At 57.5% G+C, this 20,169-nt stretch carries 22 protein-coding genes; 11 read left to right on the forward strand and 11 right to left on the reverse strand.

What is annotated here, in order from left to right:
* The first annotated feature begins 47 nt into the window (after window positions 1–47).
* From ATK23_RS05120 to ATK23_RS05150, 7 genes are all read left to right on the forward strand, one after another.
* Window positions 48–2,054: a helix-turn-helix transcriptional regulator gene (locus ATK23_RS05120; protein ID WP_066138297.1), complete on the forward strand. Its 2,007-nt coding sequence runs from the start codon at window positions 48–50 to the stop codon at window positions 2,052–2,054.
* 45 nt (window positions 2,055–2,099) lie between these two features.
* Window positions 2,100–2,414 carry a hypothetical protein gene (locus ATK23_RS16260; RefSeq protein WP_143181014.1) on the forward strand — a complete coding sequence of 105 codons (315 nt, stop codon included), beginning with the start codon at window positions 2,100–2,102 and terminating at the stop codon, window positions 2,412–2,414.
* A gap of 31 nt (window positions 2,415–2,445) precedes the next feature.
* Window positions 2,446–2,661: a Sec-independent protein translocase subunit TatA gene (tatA, locus tag ATK23_RS05130; RefSeq protein WP_022875116.1), complete on the forward strand. Its 216-nt coding sequence runs from the start codon at window positions 2,446–2,448 to the stop codon at window positions 2,659–2,661.
* Between the two features lie 9 nt (window positions 2,662–2,670).
* A complete protein-coding gene (tatC, locus tag ATK23_RS05135) occupies window positions 2,671–3,537 on the forward strand; it encodes a twin-arginine translocase subunit TatC (RefSeq protein ID WP_038991052.1) in 867 nt (288 codons plus the stop codon).
* A gap of 28 nt (window positions 3,538–3,565) precedes the next feature.
* Window positions 3,566–6,364, forward strand: a complete 2,799-nt coding sequence (locus ATK23_RS05140; RefSeq protein WP_066138302.1) for a DEAD/DEAH box helicase — start codon at window positions 3,566–3,568, stop codon at window positions 6,362–6,364.
* 55 nt (window positions 6,365–6,419) lie between these two features.
* Window positions 6,420–8,024 carry an amidohydrolase gene (locus tag ATK23_RS05145; RefSeq protein ID WP_066138305.1) on the forward strand — a complete coding sequence of 535 codons (1,605 nt, stop codon included), beginning with the start codon at window positions 6,420–6,422 and terminating at the stop codon, window positions 8,022–8,024.
* A 410-nt stretch (window positions 8,025–8,434) separates the two neighbouring features.
* Window positions 8,435–9,163 (forward strand): polyprenol monophosphomannose synthase, encoded by a 729-nt coding sequence (locus ATK23_RS05150; protein ID WP_038991057.1) that lies wholly within the window; start codon window positions 8,435–8,437, stop codon window positions 9,161–9,163.
* A gap of 255 nt (window positions 9,164–9,418) precedes the next feature.
* On the opposite strand, the gene ATK23_RS05155 is transcribed toward ATK23_RS05150, so the two are convergent.
* The 7 genes from ATK23_RS05155 to zapE (ATK23_RS05185) all read right to left on the reverse strand — a co-directional run bounded on the left by ATK23_RS05155 (window position 9,419) and on the right by zapE (ATK23_RS05185) (window position 14,063).
* On the reverse strand, window positions 9,419–9,766 hold the full coding sequence (locus tag ATK23_RS05155; protein WP_038991059.1) for an RNA polymerase-binding protein RbpA: 348 nt from the start codon (window positions 9,764–9,766) through the stop codon (window positions 9,419–9,421).
* A gap of 184 nt (window positions 9,767–9,950) precedes the next feature.
* A complete protein-coding gene (locus ATK23_RS05160) occupies window positions 9,951–10,889 on the reverse strand; it encodes an SPFH domain-containing protein (RefSeq protein ID WP_066138307.1) in 939 nt (312 codons plus the stop codon).
* Between the two features lie 53 nt (window positions 10,890–10,942).
* Window positions 10,943–11,419, reverse strand: a complete 477-nt coding sequence (locus ATK23_RS05165; RefSeq protein WP_066138999.1) for an NfeD family protein — start codon at window positions 11,417–11,419, stop codon at window positions 10,943–10,945.
* A 104-nt stretch (window positions 11,420–11,523) separates the two neighbouring features.
* A complete protein-coding gene (locus tag ATK23_RS05170) occupies window positions 11,524–12,375 on the reverse strand; it encodes a putative RNA methyltransferase (RefSeq protein WP_066138309.1) in 852 nt (283 codons plus the stop codon).
* On the reverse strand, window positions 12,375–13,016 hold the full coding sequence (def, locus tag ATK23_RS05175; protein WP_066138312.1) for a peptide deformylase: 642 nt from the start codon (window positions 13,014–13,016) through the stop codon (window positions 12,375–12,377). Before def ends, ATK23_RS05170 begins: the two co-directional genes overlap by 1 nt.
* Complete coding sequence (zapE, locus tag ATK23_RS05180) at window positions 13,013–13,204, reverse strand: AFG1/ZapE family ATPase (protein WP_066138315.1); 192 nt, start codon at window positions 13,202–13,204, stop codon at window positions 13,013–13,015. The genes def and zapE (ATK23_RS05180) overlap by 4 nt, the downstream gene beginning before the upstream one ends.
* The gene (gene zapE / locus ATK23_RS05185; RefSeq protein WP_157801636.1) at window positions 13,197–14,063 is read right to left on the reverse strand and encodes an AFG1/ZapE family ATPase; all 867 of its coding nucleotides are present in this window, start codon (window positions 14,061–14,063) and stop codon (window positions 13,197–13,199) included. Before zapE (ATK23_RS05185) ends, zapE (ATK23_RS05180) begins: the two co-directional genes overlap by 8 nt.
* 319 nt (window positions 14,064–14,382) lie before the next feature.
* Here zapE (ATK23_RS05185) and ATK23_RS05190 point away from each other — a divergent pair, with 319 nt between their 5' ends.
* Entirely contained in the window at window positions 14,383–14,745 is a 363-nt protein-coding gene (locus ATK23_RS05190; protein ID WP_157801637.1) for an ArsR/SmtB family transcription factor, read from the forward strand.
* Between the two features lie 171 nt (window positions 14,746–14,916).
* Window positions 14,917–15,411 carry an SRPBCC domain-containing protein gene (locus ATK23_RS16775; RefSeq protein ID WP_083515435.1) on the forward strand — a complete coding sequence of 165 codons (495 nt, stop codon included), beginning with the start codon at window positions 14,917–14,919 and terminating at the stop codon, window positions 15,409–15,411.
* A gap of 334 nt (window positions 15,412–15,745) precedes the next feature.
* Here ATK23_RS16775 and ATK23_RS05200 read toward each other — a convergent pair whose 3' ends face one another.
* A complete protein-coding gene (locus ATK23_RS05200) occupies window positions 15,746–16,726 on the reverse strand; it encodes an arsenic resistance protein (RefSeq protein ID WP_066138329.1) in 981 nt (326 codons plus the stop codon).
* Window positions 16,727–16,875: 149 nt separating this feature from the next.
* Here ATK23_RS05200 and ATK23_RS05205 point away from each other — a divergent pair, with 149 nt between their 5' ends.
* The gene (locus ATK23_RS05205; RefSeq protein WP_066138332.1) at window positions 16,876–17,250 is read left to right on the forward strand and encodes a DUF3054 domain-containing protein; all 375 of its coding nucleotides are present in this window, start codon (window positions 16,876–16,878) and stop codon (window positions 17,248–17,250) included.
* Here the strand turns inward: ATK23_RS05205 and ATK23_RS16520 are convergent.
* Window positions 17,239–17,781, reverse strand: coding sequence for a hypothetical protein (locus tag ATK23_RS16520; RefSeq protein WP_066138335.1), 543 nt, complete (start codon window positions 17,779–17,781; stop codon window positions 17,239–17,241). The genes ATK23_RS05205 and ATK23_RS16520 overlap by 12 nt on opposite strands.
* The gene (locus ATK23_RS05215) at window positions 17,782–18,378 is read right to left on the reverse strand and encodes a sigma factor-like helix-turn-helix DNA-binding protein (protein ID WP_066138338.1); all 597 of its coding nucleotides are present in this window, start codon (window positions 18,376–18,378) and stop codon (window positions 17,782–17,784) included.
* 164 nt (window positions 18,379–18,542) lie between these two features.
* Here ATK23_RS05215 and ATK23_RS05220 point away from each other — a divergent pair, with 164 nt between their 5' ends.
* Entirely contained in the window at window positions 18,543–18,824 is a 282-nt protein-coding gene (locus ATK23_RS05220; protein ID WP_066138340.1) for an Lrp/AsnC family transcriptional regulator, read from the forward strand.
* Window positions 18,825–18,908: 84 nt separating this feature from the next.
* Here the strand turns inward: ATK23_RS05220 and trpD are convergent, their stop codons facing one another.
* Window positions 18,909–19,976 carry an anthranilate phosphoribosyltransferase gene (trpD, locus tag ATK23_RS05225; protein WP_066138343.1) on the reverse strand — a complete coding sequence of 356 codons (1,068 nt, stop codon included), beginning with the start codon at window positions 19,974–19,976 and terminating at the stop codon, window positions 18,909–18,911.
* Window positions 19,977–20,169 lie beyond the last annotated feature (193 nt).

Raw genomic sequence — 20,169 nt, forward strand, 5'->3', positions numbered from 1 at the left:
TGTCTTAAAAGTCATCGTTGCAAGTGAAAATTGGTTACTGTAGGCACGTGAGCACAAAGCAAACTCCTGGACCCAGCAAGGCTGAACGCCTGACCAGCCTCATCTATGCGCTGGCTACCAAATCACGGAAGTTCAACGCCGAGCGCATTGGATCATACCTGGTGCCGGAAGGCAGCAAGGAAACCCGCGAGAAGGCACTGGATCGCCTCAAGGATGACATCCGAAATGACTTCGGGCTGCAGCTGGACAAGGAAGTGATCGACGACGTCACGTACTACAGCATCGATACGACCGATTGGTTCCTGCCGCCGGTGGAATTCAGCCCCGCGGAAGCCGGCCTCGTCGCCTTGGCCGCGAGCCTCTGGAAAGACACCAAGCTGCAGACGCTCGGGCTCAACGCAGCCGCCCGGGTCACCGGGCTTGAAGGCGATGCCGCTCCGGTCGCCCCGTTGGCCGGCTCACTGGTTCCGCGCCTGTCCATGGATGAACCGAACTTCCGGGAATGCGCCCTGGCCGTCTTCAACCGGAACACGTTGAAGTTCGCTTACACGTCCTCCAACGGAACGCGCAGCGACCGCATCGTCGATGTGTGGGGGATCGGCCAGCGCTACGGCAACTGGTACTTCACCGGCTACGACCATACGCGGGACGACACCCGCGTCTTCCGCCTTTCGCGGGTGCAGGGCAAGTTCGCCAACTTCCGGCATGGCGGTGCTGGGTCCAACGGGCAGTATCGTGCCCGTCCGGCAGATTTCGACATGACCCGGGTGCTGCAGGACTTCGACCTGCAGCATCCGGGGCTGATGGCAACGGTGCTGCTCCTGGGCGATGACGCCATTCCGCTGCGTGCCCAAGCAGTGAATGGACGCAGCGACCAGGATGAGCTGCAGATCGGCTATGCGGATCCGCATTCATTTGCCCGGCAGCTGGCCGCCTACGGTCCGGCAGCCAAAGTCCTGGCGCCGGCCGAACTCGTAACGCAGGTGCAGCAGATTCTGCGCGACGCACGCACCGCCCAGAGCAGCCAGGGCACCGAGGGCGACTTTGCAGACGTGAAATTCCGTCCGCATCGCGCCACCGGCCGTGGCACCACCACGACCCAGGTCATGCGGAATATCGACATGATCCAATATGTGCACGCCCACGGTGTCGTGGAAATCGGGGAGCTGGCCGAACGCTACGCCATGAGCGTTGCCAAGGTGCGCGAAGAATTGGCCATGATCATGATGTGCGGCGTGCCAAACGGCCAGCACGATGAGCTGATCAACGTCAACGACGGAGACGTCGAGTCCGATACAGTGACGATCTCCAATGCGGCACTGCTCGCCGAGCCGCAGAAGCTGGCACCGCTGGAGGCAGTGGCCGTGCTCGGCGGGCTCAATGCCCTGGCGAGCATTCCCGAGTTCGAGCACCAGCAGGTGCTCGATGCCGCGCTGGCCAAGGTCAACTCTGCCGTGGCCCGCTTTGACGGCTGGAGCGGGGCGCTGGGCTTCGCGCTCTCCAAGGCGCGGGAGAACGACATTCCGCAGCAGCTGGTCCAGGCAATACGGTCCCAGGACGTCGTGCGCATCGACTACTACTCGGCCAGTTCGCGCACGCACCAGCTTCGCGATGTGGAACCGATCCGGCTCATTGAAGATGGCGCAGTGCAGTATCTGCGCGCATGGTGCCGAAAACGACACAGCGTATTAACTTTCAGGGTGGATCGGATGTTAAGCGTGGAAACTATCGGTGAACACTTCGAGCTGGAATCCCGGCATGAAGACCAGCAGGATGTCCAGATCCGCTACGAGTCCAGCGACGAGGATCTACAGGTCATTGTCCATGTTGACGCGGAAATCTTGCCGGTTATCGAAGCATTCCATCCGTCATCCTGGTCTACGGGAAGGATCGGTGCGGGATATTTGGCCAAGGTCCAGTTCTCGGATCACCAAGTAGCTGCGCCCCTGGTGGCTCGCCATAGCGGTAAACTGACTGTGGTCTCTCCTGACGCTACGCGCGAACATGTAGTGGGTTGGTTGGACGAGGCTATCGCAATGTATGAGGATAAGTAGATGCTTCCTTGGTGGTTCTGGGTCCTTTTGTGGACTGTACTCGTTTTGGCAACAGTACTTGCAGCAGTGATTGCCGGCTTCCGTTTATTCAAACGAGGCATGGCGGTCGTTGAGGGCCTTGGCGACGCGGCTGATCACATCAGTGCCGGTTTAAGCCAGGAAGGCAGCGTCGTCGAATACGCTGCGAACCCGCGTCGCTACCCGCACGGAACCGATGCGACGCATGGGGATCCGGAGATGATCAAAGCGCTTCGCGATCAGGGGAGAGCCGAAAGAATCGAGGCGCGTCGAGTACGACGTGTCGCACGTCGCGCACAGCGCGGCCAAGCTCAGAACATGCGTGATCTGCGCCTGTTCTGACGTAGACTTAAAGAAAGAGAAGGGAATCCACATGGGTGGCTTGCAGGGATGGCATCTGGTCATCATTATCGTGCTGGCGCTTCTGCTGTTCGGCGCTCCAAAGCTTCCAGGCTTGGCTCGCTCGATGGGTCAGTCGTTGCGCATTTTCAAGTCCGAGGTTCGCCAGATGAAGGACGACGATCCTAAATCGGAAACCGTTGATGGCACCGTCAATGAACCGAACCCCAACGAAAAGAACAACTCGTAGACCTCTTCAGTGGCAACAAATAAAGACAAGAACCCGCGCGGCAAGAAGAAGCGGGTCAAGAACGACGAAGGTCGGATGGCTCTCAAAGAGCATCTGATTGAAGCGCGCAACCGGTTATTCAAGTCGCTCATTGCGCTGACCTTGGGTACGGTTGCCGGCTTCTTCGTTTACGACTGGCTGCTTGCCTTGCTGATTGCACCTGTGAAAGATGCAGGCGGCTCGGTAGTATTCACCGCAGTGATGTCGCCCTTCGACATCATGATCAAGGTAGCGCTCTTCGTTGGCCTCATCGTTTCCTCCCCGGTATGGCTCTACCAGTTGTGGGCATTTATCGTCCCGGGGCTGAAGAAGAACGAGCGCCGGTTGAGCTACAGTTTCGTCGCCGCTGCGGTGCCGCTGTTCCTTGGCGGCGTCGCGATGGCGTACTTCGTTCTGCCTTTCGCACTGGAATTCTTCATCAGCCTGTCGCCGGAGAACTCCGATAACCTGCTGAACATTTCAGAGTACCTGCCCTTCATCTTCCGCCTGCTGCTGGCGTTCGGCCTTGCCATGCTGGTGCCCGTGCTGATGGTCGGCCTGAACATGGTGGGCATCCTGCCAGCCAAGCTCATCTTGAAGCACTGGCGCATCACCGTCTTCCTTATTGCGCTGGTGGCCGCCATGGCTGCACCGGGTGGCGATGCGATCACGATGTTCGCGTTGGCTGGGCCATTGTTCATCACCTTCGCGGTGGCTACCTTGATCTGCCACTTCAATGACAAGAAGCGCGCGAAGAAGCTGGCGGCGCAGGAAGCCGAGAATGAGCGCTTGGCCAGTGGCGAAACTTCTGGCATTGATACCCCAAGCCCGATTGACGAACCGAAATCCCAGCTCTGATCCAGGGCGAGAAAGTGAACGACCACAAGTGACTTCACCCGCGGAACGATACGCGATTTCCAAGGCACGGCAGGTCGAAAACGGCACTGCACTTCCGGAATTCCGAGCCAGCATCTCCTTCGACCTGGATCCGTTCCAGGCCGAAGCCTGCCAGAAGGTCGCAGAAGGGCACAGCGTCCTGGTCGCCGCACCCACCGGCGCCGGCAAGACCGTAGTTGGCGAATACGCCATCTACCAGGCGCTGGGTGAGAAGCGCAAGGCTTTCTATACCACGCCGATCAAGGCGTTGAGCAACCAGAAGTATTCGGAACTGGTCAACCGCTACGGTGCCCAGAAGGTCGGATTGCTGACCGGCGACACGTCGATCAACTCCGAGGCGCAGATCGTCGTGATGACTACCGAAGTGCTGCGCAACATGCTCTATGCGGATTCCCAGACCCTCGACGGCTTGGGTTACGTGATCATGGATGAGGTCCACTACCTTGCGGATAAATTCCGCGGCGCCGTCTGGGAAGAAGTCATCATCCATCTGCCGTCCAACGTGCAGATCATTTCGCTCTCGGCTACCGTATCCAACGCCGAAGAATTCGGCGGCTGGCTGGATACCGTCCGTGGCCAGACCGACATCATCGTTTCCGAGCATCGTCCGGTGCCGCTGTTCCAGCATGTCATGGTCGGCCCCAATGTGGTGGACTTGTTTGCCGAGGATGTGGCCTTCGACAAGGTCGCCGAAGACGATTCAAAAGCCTCGGTCAACCCCGAATTGCGCAAGCTCGTCCGCTCGCACAGTCCTGGAGGACGCGTGCAGCGCGGCCGCGGAAACGGCGGCCGAGGCCGTGGCGGCCGCGGACCCCAGCGTGGATCCGGGATGGGGCATCGCATCAGCCGCCCTGCGGTGATCGGCAAGCTCGACCGTGCCGCTTTGCTGCCAGCGATTTTCTTCATTTTTTCGCGCAAGGGCTGCGATATGGCGGTCCAGCAGTGCGCCATGGCGGACCTGCGCCTGACGACCAATGAAGAAGCGGCCGAGATTGCCCAGGCTCTGGATGAAGTTGCCTATCGGATCCCCAGCGAAGACCTGGACGTTCTCGAATTCTGGTCTTGGCGCGATGGACTGGTTCGCGGATTTGCCTCGCACCACGCAGGCCTGCTGCCGATCTTCAAGGAAATCGTCGAGGACCTCTTTGCGCGGAACCTGATCAAGGTGGTGTTCGCGACAGAAACCCTCGCGCTGGGCGTGAACATGCCGGCTCGTTCGGTTGTGCTGGAGAAGCTGGTGAAATTCAACGGCGAATCCCATGTGCAGATCTCCTCGGGGGAGTACACCCAGCTCACCGGGCGTGCGGGGCGACGTGGCATTGACGTTGAGGGCCATTCAATTGTCCTCTGGAACCCTGATCTGGAGCCGGAGTCCTTGGCAGGCCTCGCTTCGAAGCGCACCTATCCGCTGAATTCCTCGTTCCGCCCGACCTACAACATGTCGACCAATTTGCTGGCGCAGTTTGGCCGTGAGCAGACCCGGCAGATTCTCGAGTCGTCCTTTGCCCAGTACCAGGCGGACCGTTCCGTGGTGGGGATGGCCCGCCAGGTTCGTTCCAAGGAGGAATCCCTGGCTGGCTACGCGAAGTCGATGGAATGCCATCTCGGTGATTTCACGGAGTACCTGAAACTGCAGCGGAATCTGGCGCAAGTAGAGAAGAATGCTGCCAAGGACCGCCGCCACCAGCGCCGTTCAGCAGCAGAGCAGTCCTTGCAGGCAGTGATCCGCGGAGATGTGGTTGACTTGCCCGGCGGACGCCGCTTTGGCCGTGCCGTGGTCGTCGAGCTTGATAAGGCAATGTACAACCCCCGCCATACGGTCCTGACCGAAGAAGCGCAGCTTCGCCGGCTCTCGGTAGAAGACCTCAACGGGCCAGTCCAGATCATCTCGAGGATCAAGATTCCCAAGGGCTTCAGCGGGCGTACGCCGAAGGAGCGCCGGGACCTCGCCTCGTCCCTGCGCAACGCGATCTACGAGTCGCGTCCTCCGCGCCAGGATGCCCAGAGCTTCGATTTCGAAGGATCGGATTCTTTCGAACGTGAAATCAATGCGCTGCGCCTTGAGCTCAAGGACCATCCTTGCCACGCCTGCTCGGAGAAGGACCAGCACATGCGCTGGGCCGACAGGTACTGGAAGCTGAAGAAGGATACGGACAAGGCCCGTCGCGCCATCCGCGGACGGACCAATACCATTGCCACGCAGTTCGACAAGGTCTGCAAGGTGCTGGAGCAGTTCGAATACCTTGTTCCATCCGACGGCGGCGAAGATTTCGTGCTGACAGACTCGGGCCGCCGGTTGCGCCGGATTTATGGCGACCGCGACCTGCTCACCAGCCAGATCCTGGAGACCGGAAAGTTGACCCAGCTCAAGACCGAAGAACTTTGCGCAGTGGTGGCCAGCCTGGTCTACCAGGCGCGCCGGGACATGGATCGTGCCGATCCGAAAATGCCCACGGGCAAAATCGATGACATCTGGAACACCACCATCAAGATCTGGGGCGAACTCTCGGATGCTGAAGAGGCGTTGAACCTCGACCCGACCGCTCCGCCGGAATCCGGCTTGATCTGGCCGATGTACAAGTGGGCCCGGGGATCAAGCCTGAACAGCGCGTTGCGCGGTACCGATCTGGCACCGGGCGACTTCGTGCGCTGGGCCAAGCAGGTCATCGATACGCTGGACCAGTTCGCCAAGAATTCCGACCTTCCGCCCTTGCTGGTGCGCAACGCCTACAAGGCAGTGGACCAGATCAAGCGCGGCGTCGTGGCCTACTCGAATGTGCTGGACTAGCCAGGTCGTCCAGTCGAATACTTATTAGCCAGTGCAGGAGAAAAGGGAGACGCTGATGGCAAAATCACTTTACCGAAACGGGTCCATCTATTCGGCGGCCGATCCATTCGCGACCGCCATGGTGGTGGACGGCGACACCATTTCTTGGTTGGGCGGCGAGGACGCGGCTGAACGCCACGTGGCGGCCGTCGACGAAGTGATCGACCTGAAGGGCGGCCTGGTCACCCCCGCCTTCGTCGAATCCCATACCCACCTTGCCGCACTGGGCCGGACCCTGTCGGGCGCCGACCTGGGGGCAGCTACCTCGGGTTCGTCGCTGCTGTCCCTCGTCGCCGAGCAGGCGCAGAAGTCTACCAAGCTGGTACTGGCCCAGGGCTGGGACAACTCCGCTTGGGCCAACCAGGAACTGCCTGCGGAAACCGACCTGACCAGTGCCGCTGGAGGCCGTGGCTACTATCTGGCCCGCCGGGATGTGCATAGCGCATTGGTGAATCGGGAACTGCTGGATTTGCTGGATCTGGGGCACCTGGTCTCCGGCATCGTTACCGGTGCGGATCACGACGCGGTGCGTGAAGCACTGGCCGGCGCGCAGAAGGCCGAACAGGAATACCAGCGCCTGGCACTGGAGCACTATGCCTCGCGTGGATTCGCCAGCGTTGTGGAGATGGCGGCCCCGCATATCGAAGGCCGCGAGGCACTGGAACAGCTGCTGTCCATCGACAACCCTGAGCTGCCGCAGGTGCATGCCTACTGGGGTGAACTGGTCAGCGATCCGGACATCGCCCAGGAAATAGTCGCGTCGTTCCCGCAAGGCAAGCTGCTGGGCTTGGGAGGCGACCTTCGCGTGGATGGTTCGCTGGGCAGCCACACGGCATACCTGCGCGAGGAGTATAGCGATCTGGCAGGTGAACGTGGCTGCCTGTACCTGAAGCGCGAGGAGATCGCAGCCCATCTGGTTGCGTGCAGTTCCCGGGGAATCCAGGCAGCATTCCATGTCATCGGCGATGGCGCCCTGGACGAGGTCTTGGCAGGTTTCGATCTGGCCGCCGAGCAGATTGGCGTAGCCAAGCTGCAGATGTGCCGCCACCGTCTGGAACACGTCGAGATGGTTGATGACGCTTCGCGGGCCCGTTTGCTGAAGTACGCCATCATGGTTTCCATGCAGCCGGTCTTCGACCAGGCGTGGGGCGGTTCGAACGGCATGTATGCGCAGCGCCTGGGGGAGCGCGCAAGCTCAATGAACAACCTCTCGGCCATGCTCTCCGCCGGTGTCCCACTGGTGCTTGGTTCTGATGCCCCGGTCACCGAGGTCGACGGCTGGCAGGTTGTGCGCGCCGGCATGAACATGGCGAATGCCGACGCGCGAATCTCTGCACGTGCGGCCTTCCTGGCGCAGACTCGATCCACCTATCGAGCCATGGGCGAGATGAACCCATTTGCCGGGCAGCTCGTGATCGGTGCACCGGCGACCTTTGCGGTGTGGACTGCCTCTGAACTTGCTGTGCAAACCCCGGATGTCCGAATTAGTTCTTGGAGCACTGACGCCCGTGCTGGGACTCCGATGCTCCCGGTGGTTGATGAGGAGATTCCACAGTGCCTGCGTACAGTACGCGCTGGAGTCACGCTTTTCAATGCGCTCGAACCAGCGGAATTAGCCTGAAGCGAAACAGTCGCTCAGTAAGTGGAATAATTTCACGAATTTTATCCTGACTAGTGCTGTCTAGATAAAGAGTGAAGTCATTTGATGGTTGACAGGCTAGGTGGGGTACGCACTAGGCTGGACTAAGCGCCTCTTCGAGATGCACATTCATTGCGTTGGAAACGACGCAATTTATACAACGATCCTCAGTGACCTTAGATAACATTCTCTGTGCTTTTCGGCGTAGAGAATAGGGCCGAAGTCACTGAGGATCGTTCGTTAACACGGTGTCCGAAGATCGCTGGCTTGCAATTGATGACTATAATTTGAGTTTGGATTAACTCTTGTTGGCCTAGATTCCTGCTGAAGCCATGGGCCGAAGCCGAGCAGGCAACAAGCTTTGTGTCGAATACCAAGAAAGGTGCCGCCGCGTGCGCGTCATTACAATCATTCCGACTTACAACGAACTGGAGTCGCTTCCGCTGACCGTAGGACGCTTGCGTACCGCAGTTCCTGACTCGGATGTATTGATCGTCGATGATAACTCGCCCGACGGCACCGGAGAACTGGCAGACAAGATGGCTGCTGAGGACTCCAATATCCATGTGTTGCACCGTACCGGCAAGGATGGCCTAGGCGCCGCATACATCGCAGGTTTCGAATGGGCCCTGGCACGCGACTACGACGTGCTGGTTGAGATGGACGCTGACGGCTCGCACATGCCAGAGCAGCTTCCACGCCTTCTGGAGGCAAGCGCTGCAGGTGCGGATCTCGTGATCGGTTCGCGCTGGGTCAAAGGCGGCGAAGTAGTTAACTGGCCGTTGCTGCGCAAGATCATTTCCCGCGGCGGCAGCTTCTACTCGCGTACCATGCTGGGCTTGCCGCTGCGTGACATCACCGCAGGCTACCGTGCCTTCAAGCGCGAAACCTTGGAAGCCATCGACTTCGATGCAGTTGAGTCGCGGGGCTACGGCTTCCAGGTCGATATGACCTTCCGCGTGGCCATGCTGCGCAAGAAGATCGTTGAAGTTCCGGTCACGTTCGTAGAGCGCGAACTGGGCGCCTCGAAGATGAGTGGCAACATCGTATTCGAAGCAATGTGGAATGTCACCCGCTGGGGCTTGGGTGCCCGGTGGAAGAAGCTGACTTCCAAGAAGTAAATACTTGGCATAGGGAACTGGCGTGCAACGAAGAATCGTTGCACGCCAGTTCCCTTTAACCCAGAAGTATCGGAAAGCTTCAAGCATCCGCCTTACAGCGTCCGCAAATTACGCATCACCATCGGCGTTTGGGCTCAAGCCATTCGGGTACAAGTTCGAGGGCCCGGTTTGACAGCAATAATGCTGTCAAACCGGGCCCTCGACTAAAACCCTTGCGGACTTGCCAAAACGGCATCCAACCGGCAGTGGGGGAGATTAGACGGCTTCTCCACGCGCAGCACGCAGCTGCTGGAGGCGGTCAGCCAGAGTCTTTTCCAGTTCTTCCTCGGAACGGCGCTCCAGAAGCATGTCCCAGTGGGTACGGACAGGCTTCTCATTGCCTGGTTCTTCGGCCTTGGCTTCGCCATGGACGAGCTTGGCTTCCTTACCGGTCTTGGTGTGCCAGGTCGCTGGAATTTCAGCCTCTGCAGCAAAGACGACGAAGACGGTCTCGCCCTCTTCGGTACGGTATTCCACGCGCTGACGGGCAGCCGGCTCCACACCTGCCTCAGATTCCATGCTCTGTGCACCCAGGCGCATGCCTCGTAGGCTGCGATCGCTCATGTTTTCCCTCCGCGATGTTTGAAGAATTCGCTACACGTACCAACGTTTGGCATTCGGAAATCATTCCCTCCGACTAGAGGTGAAGATAATTCTTGGTGCCAAAACATCCATTATACGCGTCTGCGGCGAGGTGCATCGTATGCACCTCGCCGCAGACGCGTATTCGGTTCTCAACCGGTTGTCGCTAGAGGTTGCTGTCGGGAGCTGATGGCGATTCCGGAGCCGCAGGTTTGCTGCTTGGACCGTTGCCGCCCAGTGCTCCGCCGATGCCCTTGAGCGCTTCGGTCAGTTCACTCGGAATGACCCATAAGGTGTTCGAAGTGCCTTCGGCAAGCTTCGGGAGGGTCTGCAGGTACTGGTAGGCCAGCAACTCGTGGTCCGGGCGTCCTGCGTGAATTGCGTCGAAGACCTTCTGGATAGCTTGGGACTCGCCATCCGCGCGCAGGATGGCTGCCTGTGCGTCACCTTCGGCTTTGAGAATCGCTGCCTGGCGCTCACCCTCGGCGGTGAGGATATCGGACTGCTTGGTGCCCTCAGCGGTCAAGATGGCCGCACGGCGGTCACGCTCGGCACGCATCTGCTTCTCCATCGAGTCCTGGATCGACAGCGGTGGATCAATGGCCTTCAGCTCGACACGGGAAACACGGATGCCCCATTTGCCGGTGGCCTCGTCGAGCACGCCGCGCAGCTGGCCATTGATCTGGTCGCGGCTGGTCAAGGCCTCTTCCAGATTCAGGCCACCTACGACGTTACGAAGCGTCGTGGTGGTCAGCTGTTCGACAGCTTGGATGTAGTTGGCGATTTCATAGGTGGCCGCGCGTGGCTCGGTGATCTGGAAGTAGACCACGGTGTCAATCGAAACGACTAGGTTGTCTTCGGTGATGACTGGCTGTGGCGGGAAGGAAACAACCTGTTCACGGAGGTCCAGCAGGGGCAGCAAGCGATCCACAAAGGGTATCAAGATCGTCAGGCCGGGGTTTAGGGTTCGGTTGTACTTGCCGAGCCGCTCAACGATGCCAGCACGTGCCTGTGGCACGATACGCACGCTGCGCAGCAGGACGACAATCACGAAGATTGCCAGAACGACAAGCACAATAGTCAAGCCAAAACCATCTGAATTCATGGTCGTACTCTCTTTCTTTGTGCAGTAGTGATGAATTTGGGGCGTCAGGCTATTTAGCCGTTTGCGGGGACCGGGGACTTCGCGGTCAGGTACGCAGTTGCCCCGTCGATACGGGAAACCACGGCATAGGTACCGGGATTCATGGTCGGAACGCTCGAATCAGCGCGGGCAGTCCAAATCTCTCCATGGATCTTGGCCGAACCCGACATGCGCGAGGTCGGTTCAAGAATTAGTGCATCCGCACCAATGAGCCGCTCGATGTTCGTGCGGAATCCCTCGGGTGATTTCCGTAGATGCTTGACTGCGATTGGTCGAACCAAGAAGATCATCAACAATGAAATAACGCAGAATACGAGGACCTGCAGCCATATGGGTCCACTGAGCAGTGCGACCGCTACGCCACCTAGGGCCCCGACGCCGAGCATGATGAAGTAGAGATCAAGAGATAGCATCTCGATGATCGCCAGCAGCAAGAACAGTGCCAGCCAGATCACCCAAGCGTTGCTGATGATCCATTCGGCGGTTGTCATGGCATTCACCTAAATTCTGTTAGGACCCTGACCAGCCGTAACTGGTCTTTCCTACATTCTGCCGTAGATGTCGGGTAAAGAGTGTAGTCATTTTGGGGTATTTTCTAGCCCTGCGTGACGAATGCGTGTACTCCGAAGGAGGCGGTTACCGCCTGGTCACCCAGTTCGATAGCTTGCTGATGCAGCAATTCGGGGGAGAGGTGGTGACCGGATGGACCCATGAATGCAAGTTGAAAGAGATCATCCGTATTCAAATTCATTCGATAGGACAGCTTCGTGGATTCGAGATGGCGGAATCCTTCGGCATCAAATTTTTCAATCAGGGCTGCTTGCTTGCCTGGGGCGACGGAGAGCATGCCCAGCGGCTCGATGACTTCGTTCAGATGCTCTGGTTCACCGGTCACGACAATGCATATCCCACCGGGACGGAGCACGCGCTGGAACTCGGCGGGGTTATGCGGAGCGAAGCAGTTGAGCACCACATCGCGTGATCGATCAGCCGTGGGCAATTTTCGCCAGACATCCCAGACCACGGCGAGCGTGCTGGGAACTTTCGCGGCTCGACGCATTGCAAAGCGCGAGATGTCCAAGGCCAACGCATCACGTTCGTCAGCAGGGGAGTGTTCCAGGATACTTGCTAGGTAGTAGCCAGTACCTGCGCCCGCATCCAGCACGTCGAGAGAACTTCCGTGGTGATGACTATTGATCAGCTGGGACAGCGCGAGCGCCAGAGGCTCGTAATGCCCCTTGGCTTGGAACGCATCACGGGCCTGAACCATGGCCGAGGTGTCTTCGAGGAAATTGGTTCCCTTGCCAGTCAAGAAATTGAAGTAGCCCTGTTTTGCGGCATCGAAGCGGTGCCCTGCATCGCAGCTCAGGGTTCTGCCCGGGGTTCCTGTGTAGCCTAGGGGTTGCTCGCATACCGGACAGGTAACGCTGGTAGCGCCGGAGGACATTAGAATTTCAGTACCTTTTGTGCAGTTGCGACGTCCATGCTTTCATGGCGCCACAGTTCGGACTCGTTGATCAAGGAGCGGGTTACGGCCTTGTCGATGTAGACGGTGCCCGACAGGTGATCGGTTTCGTGCTGGAAAATGCGGGCCTGCCAGCCGGAGAAGTTGCGCGTGATTTTCTGGCCGTCGCGGTCTTGGTAATTTGCGGTGATATCGGCGGGGCGGGTGACTACGCCTTGGAACCCCTCAAAGGACAGGCAGCCTTCATAGAACACTGCTTTACGGTCCGTGGCGGCAGCATAAGCAGGGTTGAAGATCTCGAAGTAATCCAACGGTTCACGCTCTCGTTGCGCAGCAATTTCCTCTGGAACTGGATAGAGATCTTCGAGTACCGCGATCTGCAGGGGGATACCCACCTGAGGCGCTGCGAGGCCTACGCCAGGAGCATCATACATGGTCTGGCGCATCGCATCGAGCAGTTCTTCGAGCAATTCCTGTGGCAGCTGGTGGTCGTAGGCTTCGGCCTGCTGGCGGAGAACTGGATGACCTAGCTGGACGATTGGCAAAACGAGATCATCGTTGGCCGTGTCCAGGACTTCTCGAACCAAAATCTCGATGTCCTGGGCGGTGTATGGGGTGTTCATCGGGAAACGCAAGTCCGTTCGTACTCGTTGAGCTGCAGTTGGGCCAGGCGCGAAGTGAGTCGAGCCCTTTCGGTGTCATGCAGCATATGGCCAAGATCGCCGAGATTGTCCGCGGCGTACAGGTGCACTTCCACGTTCTTGTCATAGAAGATATCGATGAGATTCGCTAGTCGACGTTCCTCATCCATGCAAGGTGGAGCTCGCTGGGATGGAAGTTATATGCCAGCACGAATACCGGCTTGCCAGCTCCAGATAGTCGGAAGTATTGCGGCGGGTTCGGCAGATTTGATCGAAGCTGATCCAGATTTCATCCGCCCTCAAGTGCGCAGGACCGATTTCGTCGTAGCCGATCTCGATCATCGAATCGTGAAGTGGCATGTCGTCTGGCGTCTCGAAAAGATTCAGTGAGCCTTTCCGATACCCGTCAGGAGCGAGCCCTGGATCGGATGTGAGCTGGCGATAATCAACTGAATGATCCAGGGAAAAGACGATGAAGTCCCGTTGAATCCGGTCAATGGTTGGCTGCACCAGGTGATGGAACGTGTCATCATCCAACAGGTTCTCCGGACCGTAGTTCGACGTGGTGAACAGTTGGATTCCATGCTCCGTGCAATGCCGGATGAGTTTTGCCATGAACATCGCATCTCCGGGTTCGGTGCAATGGAATTCATCGAAAACCAGGACTTCGATTCCAGCAAGTTCGCGCTCAAGCCCTTGCGCGAAGATCGCCCCCAGTGGCTGTCCAGGGACGCGGTTGACCGGCGAATTCAAACGCTGGAAGAACTCGTGGAAATGGAAGCGCGCCGTGGTGGCGATTGGCAAGACGGAGACCAGGGTGTTCATGATGAGTGTCTTGCCGCGGCCTGGAGGGCCGTAAATATAGACACCGGGGTGTTCGGCGGGCGACTGCGCGCGCAGAGTGCGTTCAAGAAGGTCGATCAGTTCACTCTGGACCGTATCAGCTTCGATATGTTGCAGCTTGAGCGATTCACGGATCCGACGAGCGTACGTATTCCTGTGGGGAATGCCTAGCAGCGGTTTAGCCATATCTAAATTTTGCCACCGGGCACTGATACGACCAATCTTCTGTGATGCAATCGCCACCTTTGGAGACGGCATGAAAGCTTTGTGCTAGGAAATTGTGGTCAAAACTACTAGTCACCGGTTATGTCGTGTATAACTAAATGGATGATTTAAGCAGGGGAGTGCTTACAGTTTTGACCATGAACCCGCTCAAACCATGTGAATTTTTTGCCTATCTATCGCTTTAACGCAATACGTGGCCATAATGGACACACCCATAGGGCTGGACCGCAATGGTTGGATCATGCCAGGGCGGGCGAATGGCGGAGAGGGAGTGCGTGAGATGACCAGCGAATTCATTGCCCCAACGACTGAAGACGGGATCGTCTCCAGTGATCTCTTGGACATGTCGGTAACCGTGCTCAAGACCTTGTCTGATCCGGCAAGACTTCAGATGCTCTGGGCGTTGTCCATGGAGGACCTATCTCTGTCTGATCTGGCCCAGTTGATTGGCGTCAGCCCAACGGTCGCCAGCCAGTTGCTGTCCAGGTTGCGGGCCGCGGGTGTGCTTCAAACAAGGAAGTCCGGACGTCACGTAATTTACTCGATGCACGACGAGCGATCGCGGGAGTTCATCCGGCAGACCTTGGACTTCGCGAAGCATCGACTTGATCTTCAGGATGCGCGCCTAGAGGAAGACCAATAAGCAACTGTGGAAATGCATGGCCAATGGGACGAGTGCAGCCACTTCCAGCCGTATGTCTGATAAGCCGATAATCTACATTATGTAAAGTAATGGAAATCTAGGCCTCCCCGATTCGGGTTTCAGTGCGCTATTTCCCTTGGCGACGTCAAAGTATCGACGTAGTGCCTTCATATGCCACTCATCCGAAAATTCGCGGACGATTCGTCGGGTTCGGTAGTTCTTCGATGGTGTTTCAACGTATCGGCTGACCGACTCTGGAATGTGCTGACTGGCTGCCAGACCTTGCCACTCTGGCTGGGTACCCACCGCGCTGGCAACCTTGTCGTGGGTTCGACTGTGAAAATCGAATATGCGGAAGGCTATATCTGCGAAAGCCTGATTGAGCGGATTGATCCAGCGACGGCCCTTGAGATGTCCTGGAAGTTTCCAGAAGAATCGAAATCGAAGGTTAGTTGGATTCTGCGGTCCGTCCCGATCGGAGCTGAACTCGTGCTCACCCACTCAAATATCAGCGTTGACGTCGCAACTTATTTGGCTGGGTGGGAAACGCATCTAACCTATCTGGAGTCCGTCTTGCTGGGAGCGCCGCGGTCGATGGATCAATTTTGGGATCTATATCGGGAGATATACGAGAGTTTGGGCGATTCGCCTGCACCTCTCCCCTAATCTTTTTGCTGACAGGTGGTTCCGATTTCTCTAGACTTTGCGGACGGTTTGCATGACCGTGCAGAAACACCACCTGGGACGAAACTGATGCTCACCTCGCCTTCGCTGTGCAGGGCCGCGATTGGTGGTCTGCTGGTTTTACTCTCGGCCATCTCGGCGCTTTCTTCCTGGAGGGAAAGGCGACGAGGCCAGTGCTCATCGGATTGATTCAACGATCGAATAATATTGTGTCTGGTGGCGCAATTGCCGCTCTGGTCGTGCCGGATGGACATCGCCCATCCGCTCATTTCAAGGACCCCAACGACGGTGCATCATCATATTCGAGATGTATTGCTTATAGTTTGGATTGCAATGTGGTGCTTTGTTTCGGCGTGAACCGAACCATCACCAACATGCCAAGCAGCTCTACCAAGGTCTGGCTCACGACTACGGCAGAGGCTAATTCCAGCTCCGCCGGCAGGGCCAGGGCCAGTGGAAGCACTACCAGTGAATTTCGGGTGACGCCGCTGAATGTCGCGGCCCGCAGTGAGGCCATGGGTAGCTGGAAGAGTTTTCCTGCAGAGTATCCAAGGATGTTCATCAGGCCTATAAAAAGGACAAAAACAAGGATGCCCAGCGCCAATTGGGCAAAGCTGGACTGCACCGTGTAGATCTGCGAACCGACCACGCAAAACAGCGTTCCCATCATTAAGGGAACCATGAGGTAGTCGGCCCAATCGCCGATGCACTCCATCCGTGCAAAGCGCGTTGACAGTGCTTGGGTGAGTGCTGCTGCGAGCAAGGGAAGCGTAATGAGCCCCAGCAACGCCATCAGGAAAGGCCCTGGAACGATCATGCTGATTGCAGAAGGGCCAGCAAACAAGTAGAGGTATGCCGGCACAAGCACCATCTGTAAAATCAGCAAAAGGGGTGTGGCGGCCAGCAGCCTTTGGCTGTCTCCCCCAGCTAAGCCGGTAAACACGATGACGTAGTCGATGCAGGGTGCCAGCAGGACCAGTAGAACCCCGAAGAGCAGAGGCTGTTCCCCCGCCACGAGACGCGATAAGCCGAACGCCACGATCGGCACTACGACAAAGTTGATGGTGCACAGTGCACCCATGAACCGGATGTCCCGGAAGGCCTGGGGCAACCGTGTTAGCGGCATGCTCAGGAAAGTAGCGTAGAGCAGCAGGCCCAAGATTGGATTGACCGTGAATTCAAGCGCCTTACTGGCTGAAGGCAAAACCAGGCCGAAGACGCATCCGGCCGCGATCGCGGTGAGATAGAGAGCGATCTGGTGAGCTTGCATCCATGCATTGCCAGGCCACGTCTTCATGGGACTAATGCTAGAGCAGACCTTGCATCAGGAAGGAATGCCAGGGCATTCGTGGCGAGCCTTCATCAGGCACGCGTGTGTCTGAACCGAGATCGCTCGAAATAGCACCAGATTATTCATGGTCCGCAGGGTAAACCTATGATGAGTACATGAAGGAATCTATTCGTATGTGGCCATTGTGGATGGCTGTCGACGTTGTTCTGATTGTTCTCTTCGCCCTGCTCGGCAGGCGTGAACATGAACATGCCTTGAGCTTTAGTGGCATCTTGATGACAGCCCTGCCGTTCTTGATCGCCTATGTGGTGATGACTTTGCTGTCCAGGCCATGGCTCACGATCAATAAGCTCTTCCCTGCAGGCGTACTGGTCTGGGTAGGGACCGTAGCAGCTGGGCTAGCGCTGCGCATCGCTTTTGGTTCCACCGCAGCTGTCCCATTCATTATCGTTGCTTCGCTGGTCCTGGGCCTGTTCTTGATGGGGCGTAGGCTGTTAACTTCGTTGGTGGCCAAGCGCTTAGATAAATAGCAGTCCAAGCCCGTAGGAACCTGCGGCAACAAGGCCGCTGGCGAAAGTCCCCAGGATGAACTGTTCAGCGGCGCGATGATCTTTCAGTTCCGAGAACCGCCCGAGACCCTTAACCGCCAGAACGACCGCAATGCCTTCTGGCCAACCAGCCCAGAGGCTTCCGACAATTGCCGTCCGTTCCAGAAGTCCGATCCAAAGTCCGCCACGAAGCGGTGAAGGGTCGGACTCTTCCTTTTGGAGCTCGACGTCATTCTTGGCAGCAAGCCGGAAAATCAGCTCCGTAAAAGGGCCGCCGAAACTAATGGCAAAGATGGAACTCAGGACGATAGCGTAAACCGTTGGAATCCCTTGCGTCTGCATCGATGTTTGGGAGACTGCAGCCAGCAGTGCCGAAAGCAGTGCGAACAAGCCAGAACCAACTACGAGCCAGTCACGAACGCGAGCTCGTTTGCCCATGGCATGACCGAAGTAGGCGGATATGCACGAGACGAATGCCGCTAGGCAAAGACTCCCCCACGCGATCCAAAGCATTTACTGCTCCTTTAACATCTTGAGCTGACGGGTTAGCGATTTCGCAGCTTCATCCATCATCCGATTCGCTTCAAACCATAGTGCGGCCGACAGCCGAGAAGAGACGGCTTGCTGAGTGATTCCAAGTTTCTTGGCAATCTGTTGCTGGGTCATGCCCTCGTCAGCCAATGTGCCGGCTTCCCAAGCTGTGGCCCTTCGCTTGGAAACGATGCAGGCAGTTAACTGGAGCTCAGCTTCCAGACGGGTGGCTTCATGCGATGGCCCGTGAACAGCGATATGTGCGTTGGTGTTCTTCGCGCGTTCCACGGCAACACGGGCATATTCAAAGGCCGGTCCTCGGCCAGCCCGGGTCTCTTCCGGCAACGGCGTTTCGACCTGTCCGAAACCAAGGCCAACGCTCCAGTCCCCTGACGCCGCCATCATCACTGCCAAGCGAATTGCTTCACTGGCATCATCCAAGACAGCCTGAACCTCATCGCCGGCGGTTCGCTGGAACGGGCGGACCACAGGGACGGTAGCATTAGCTTGCTTGACTAGTGCTTCCACCTTGTCTTCGGTGGATCGGGAACGTCGCTGGTCAATAGTCAAGACAATCATGGAACAATCATAAAACTTTGTATTCATATCTACAAATTAAAATTCTTGTACTTTGCTAAGCCTGGTGATGCAGCCATGCCTGCCATTCTCGGCTTTTCGACTACAGTTGATTCCAGATCAACCGCCTCTTGCCAGGCGGCAAGTTAGAACCGAAAGGCATAGTGATGGTCACCGCATTCGTCATGATCCAGACTGCAACTGACAGTATCCCCGAGTGCGCACAGCAGATCTCGGCAATCTCGGGCATCAGTGAAGTCTACTCCGTCGCAGGCGACTGGGACTTGATTGCCATTGCACGGGTCAACAAGCACGAGGATCTCGCCGAAGTCATCGCTAATAAGCTTTCCAAGATTCCAGGCATCCGCGGCACCCAGACCCACATCGCTTTCCGCGCTTATTCCGAGCATGACCTCGAAGCAGCTTTTTCCCTCGGTCTAGACGACTAAGCGGTATCGAAAACAAAGCCGGTCTTTGGTTCACTGATTGTAAAGTCGTGAACCAAAGACCGGCTTTGTCGCTGCCTGCAGGAGCTACTCCCCTACGATCGTCTGGGTCGTTGACGACCAAGCGTCCAGGGCGGACTTCGCCGCACCGGAATCGATCGAATGTGCTGCCTTTTCAATGGCGGCCCGCATGCGATCTTCGAAACTGCCCTCAGCAGTATCGCTGTACGCAACCATTCCTGCGGCCGCGTTGAGGAGAACTGCGTCCCGAACAGGGCCGGTCGCTCCCGAGATGACATCGAGTACAACCCCTGCGTTGTGTTGCGCATCCCCACCGCGGAGATCATCGAGCGTCGCCCGGGCGAGTCCAACATCTTGAGCGTCGAACGTGAACTCGGTGACTTGGCCATTGCGCACTTCCCAGACTCGGTTGGCAGCCGTGGTCGTTAGTTCATCCAGTCCGTCGTCTCCGCGGAAGACCAGGCCGCGCACGCCACGGCTTGCAAGCACGCCAGCCATGATTGGTGCCATGACCAGGTCGGAGCATCCGATGGCGGATGCGGTTGGCAAGGCGGGATTGGTCAACGGGCCCATGAAGTTGAAGGCGGTAGGTATCCGCAATTGACGTCGTGCTCCGGCAACGTGGCGCATTGAGGGGTGGAAGACATTGGCGAAGCAGAACGCTATCCCAACCTTGTCGTACACTTCTACAAGGCGCTCGATTGGTACCTCCAGGCGGACCCCTAGTGCTTCGAGCACGTCGGCCGATCCTGAGGATGAAGAGGACGCGCGGTTACCGTGCTTAACTATGCTCACGCCGGCACCAGCGCAGACCAATGTGGACATCGTGGAGATGTTGACCGTGTTCTGGCGATCGCCGCCCGTGCCGACAATGTCCAAGGTTTGTGCGTCAATGGTCAATGGGCGCGCGTTGGCCACCATGGAGTCCACTAGGCCGGTCAATTCGGCCACGGTTTCGCCTTTGGAGCGCAGTGCAACCAGGAAGCCGGCGATCTGCACGTCGCTCGCCTCGCCGGACATGATCTCATTCATGGCCCAAGCGGCCTGTTCGCGGCTGAGATCGCCACCGTCGATCAGGGTGGCCAATAGATCTGGCCACGTCGGGAACTTTTCGTTTACAAGGCTCGTTGACACATGAGAAAGCCTATCGAGACACTGGCCGCGCCACCCAATTCATGTCGCTAAATGATGTGGCTCAAGTCGCTAAAATCGCCTAGTTTCCAAGGTTAAATACGCAACACTTTCGTTGCATAAATGATTGTTTCGTGAGACGCGCCGAATGAAGCTCTACGAATTGTAGAAAGAGTTTTCTCCGTACTTCCGCATG

Origin of the sequence: Glutamicibacter nicotianae, assembly GCF_002797775.1 — a bacterium.
Lineage (GTDB): Bacteria > Actinomycetota > Actinomycetes > Actinomycetales > Micrococcaceae > Glutamicibacter > Glutamicibacter nicotianae.

What these genes read in the sequence shown, in the direction of transcription:
- ATK23_RS16775 (WP_083515435.1), top strand. Translation starts at nt 14,917, where the DNA reads ATGCCACTCATCCGAAAATTCGCGGACGATTCGTCGGGTTCGGTAGTT.
- ATK23_RS05205 (WP_066138332.1), top strand. Translation starts at nt 16,876, where the DNA reads ATGAAGGAATCTATTCGTATGTGGCCATTGTGGATGGCTGTCGACGTT.
- ATK23_RS16520 (WP_066138335.1), bottom strand. Translation starts at nt 17,781, where the DNA reads ATGCTTTGGATCGCGTGGGGGAGTCTTTGCCTAGCGGCATTCGTCTCG.
- ATK23_RS05220 (WP_066138340.1), top strand. Translation starts at nt 18,543, where the DNA reads ATGGTCACCGCATTCGTCATGATCCAGACTGCAACTGACAGTATCCCC.
- ATK23_RS05165 (WP_066138999.1), bottom strand. Translation starts at nt 11,419, where the DNA reads ATGACAACCGCCGAATGGATCATCAGCAACGCTTGGGTGATCTGGCTG.
- ATK23_RS05190 (WP_157801637.1), top strand. Translation starts at nt 14,383, where the DNA reads ATGACCAGCGAATTCATTGCCCCAACGACTGAAGACGGGATCGTCTCC.
- ATK23_RS05155 (WP_038991059.1), bottom strand. Translation starts at nt 9,766, where the DNA reads ATGAGCGATCGCAGCCTACGAGGCATGCGCCTGGGTGCACAGAGCATG.
- ATK23_RS05200 (WP_066138329.1), bottom strand. Translation starts at nt 16,726, where the DNA reads ATGAAGACGTGGCCTGGCAATGCATGGATGCAAGCTCACCAGATCGCT.
- tatA (WP_022875116.1), top strand. Translation starts at nt 2,446, where the DNA reads ATGGGTGGCTTGCAGGGATGGCATCTGGTCATCATTATCGTGCTGGCG.
- ATK23_RS05215 (WP_066138338.1), bottom strand. Translation starts at nt 18,378, where the DNA reads ATGATTGTCTTGACTATTGACCAGCGACGTTCCCGATCCACCGAAGAC.
- zapE (WP_066138315.1), bottom strand. Translation starts at nt 13,204, where the DNA reads ATGGATGAGGAACGTCGACTAGCGAATCTCATCGATATCTTCTATGAC.
- ATK23_RS05160 (WP_066138307.1), bottom strand. Translation starts at nt 10,889, where the DNA reads ATGAATTCAGATGGTTTTGGCTTGACTATTGTGCTTGTCGTTCTGGCA.
- def (WP_066138312.1), bottom strand. Translation starts at nt 13,016, where the DNA reads ATGAACACCCCATACACCGCCCAGGACATCGAGATTTTGGTTCGAGAA.
- ATK23_RS05145 (WP_066138305.1), top strand. Translation starts at nt 6,420, where the DNA reads ATGGCAAAATCACTTTACCGAAACGGGTCCATCTATTCGGCGGCCGAT.
- ATK23_RS05170 (WP_066138309.1), bottom strand. Translation starts at nt 12,375, where the DNA reads ATGTCCTCCGGCGCTACCAGCGTTACCTGTCCGGTATGCGAGCAACCC.
- zapE (WP_157801636.1), bottom strand. Translation starts at nt 14,063, where the DNA reads ATGGCTAAACCGCTGCTAGGCATTCCCCACAGGAATACGTACGCTCGT.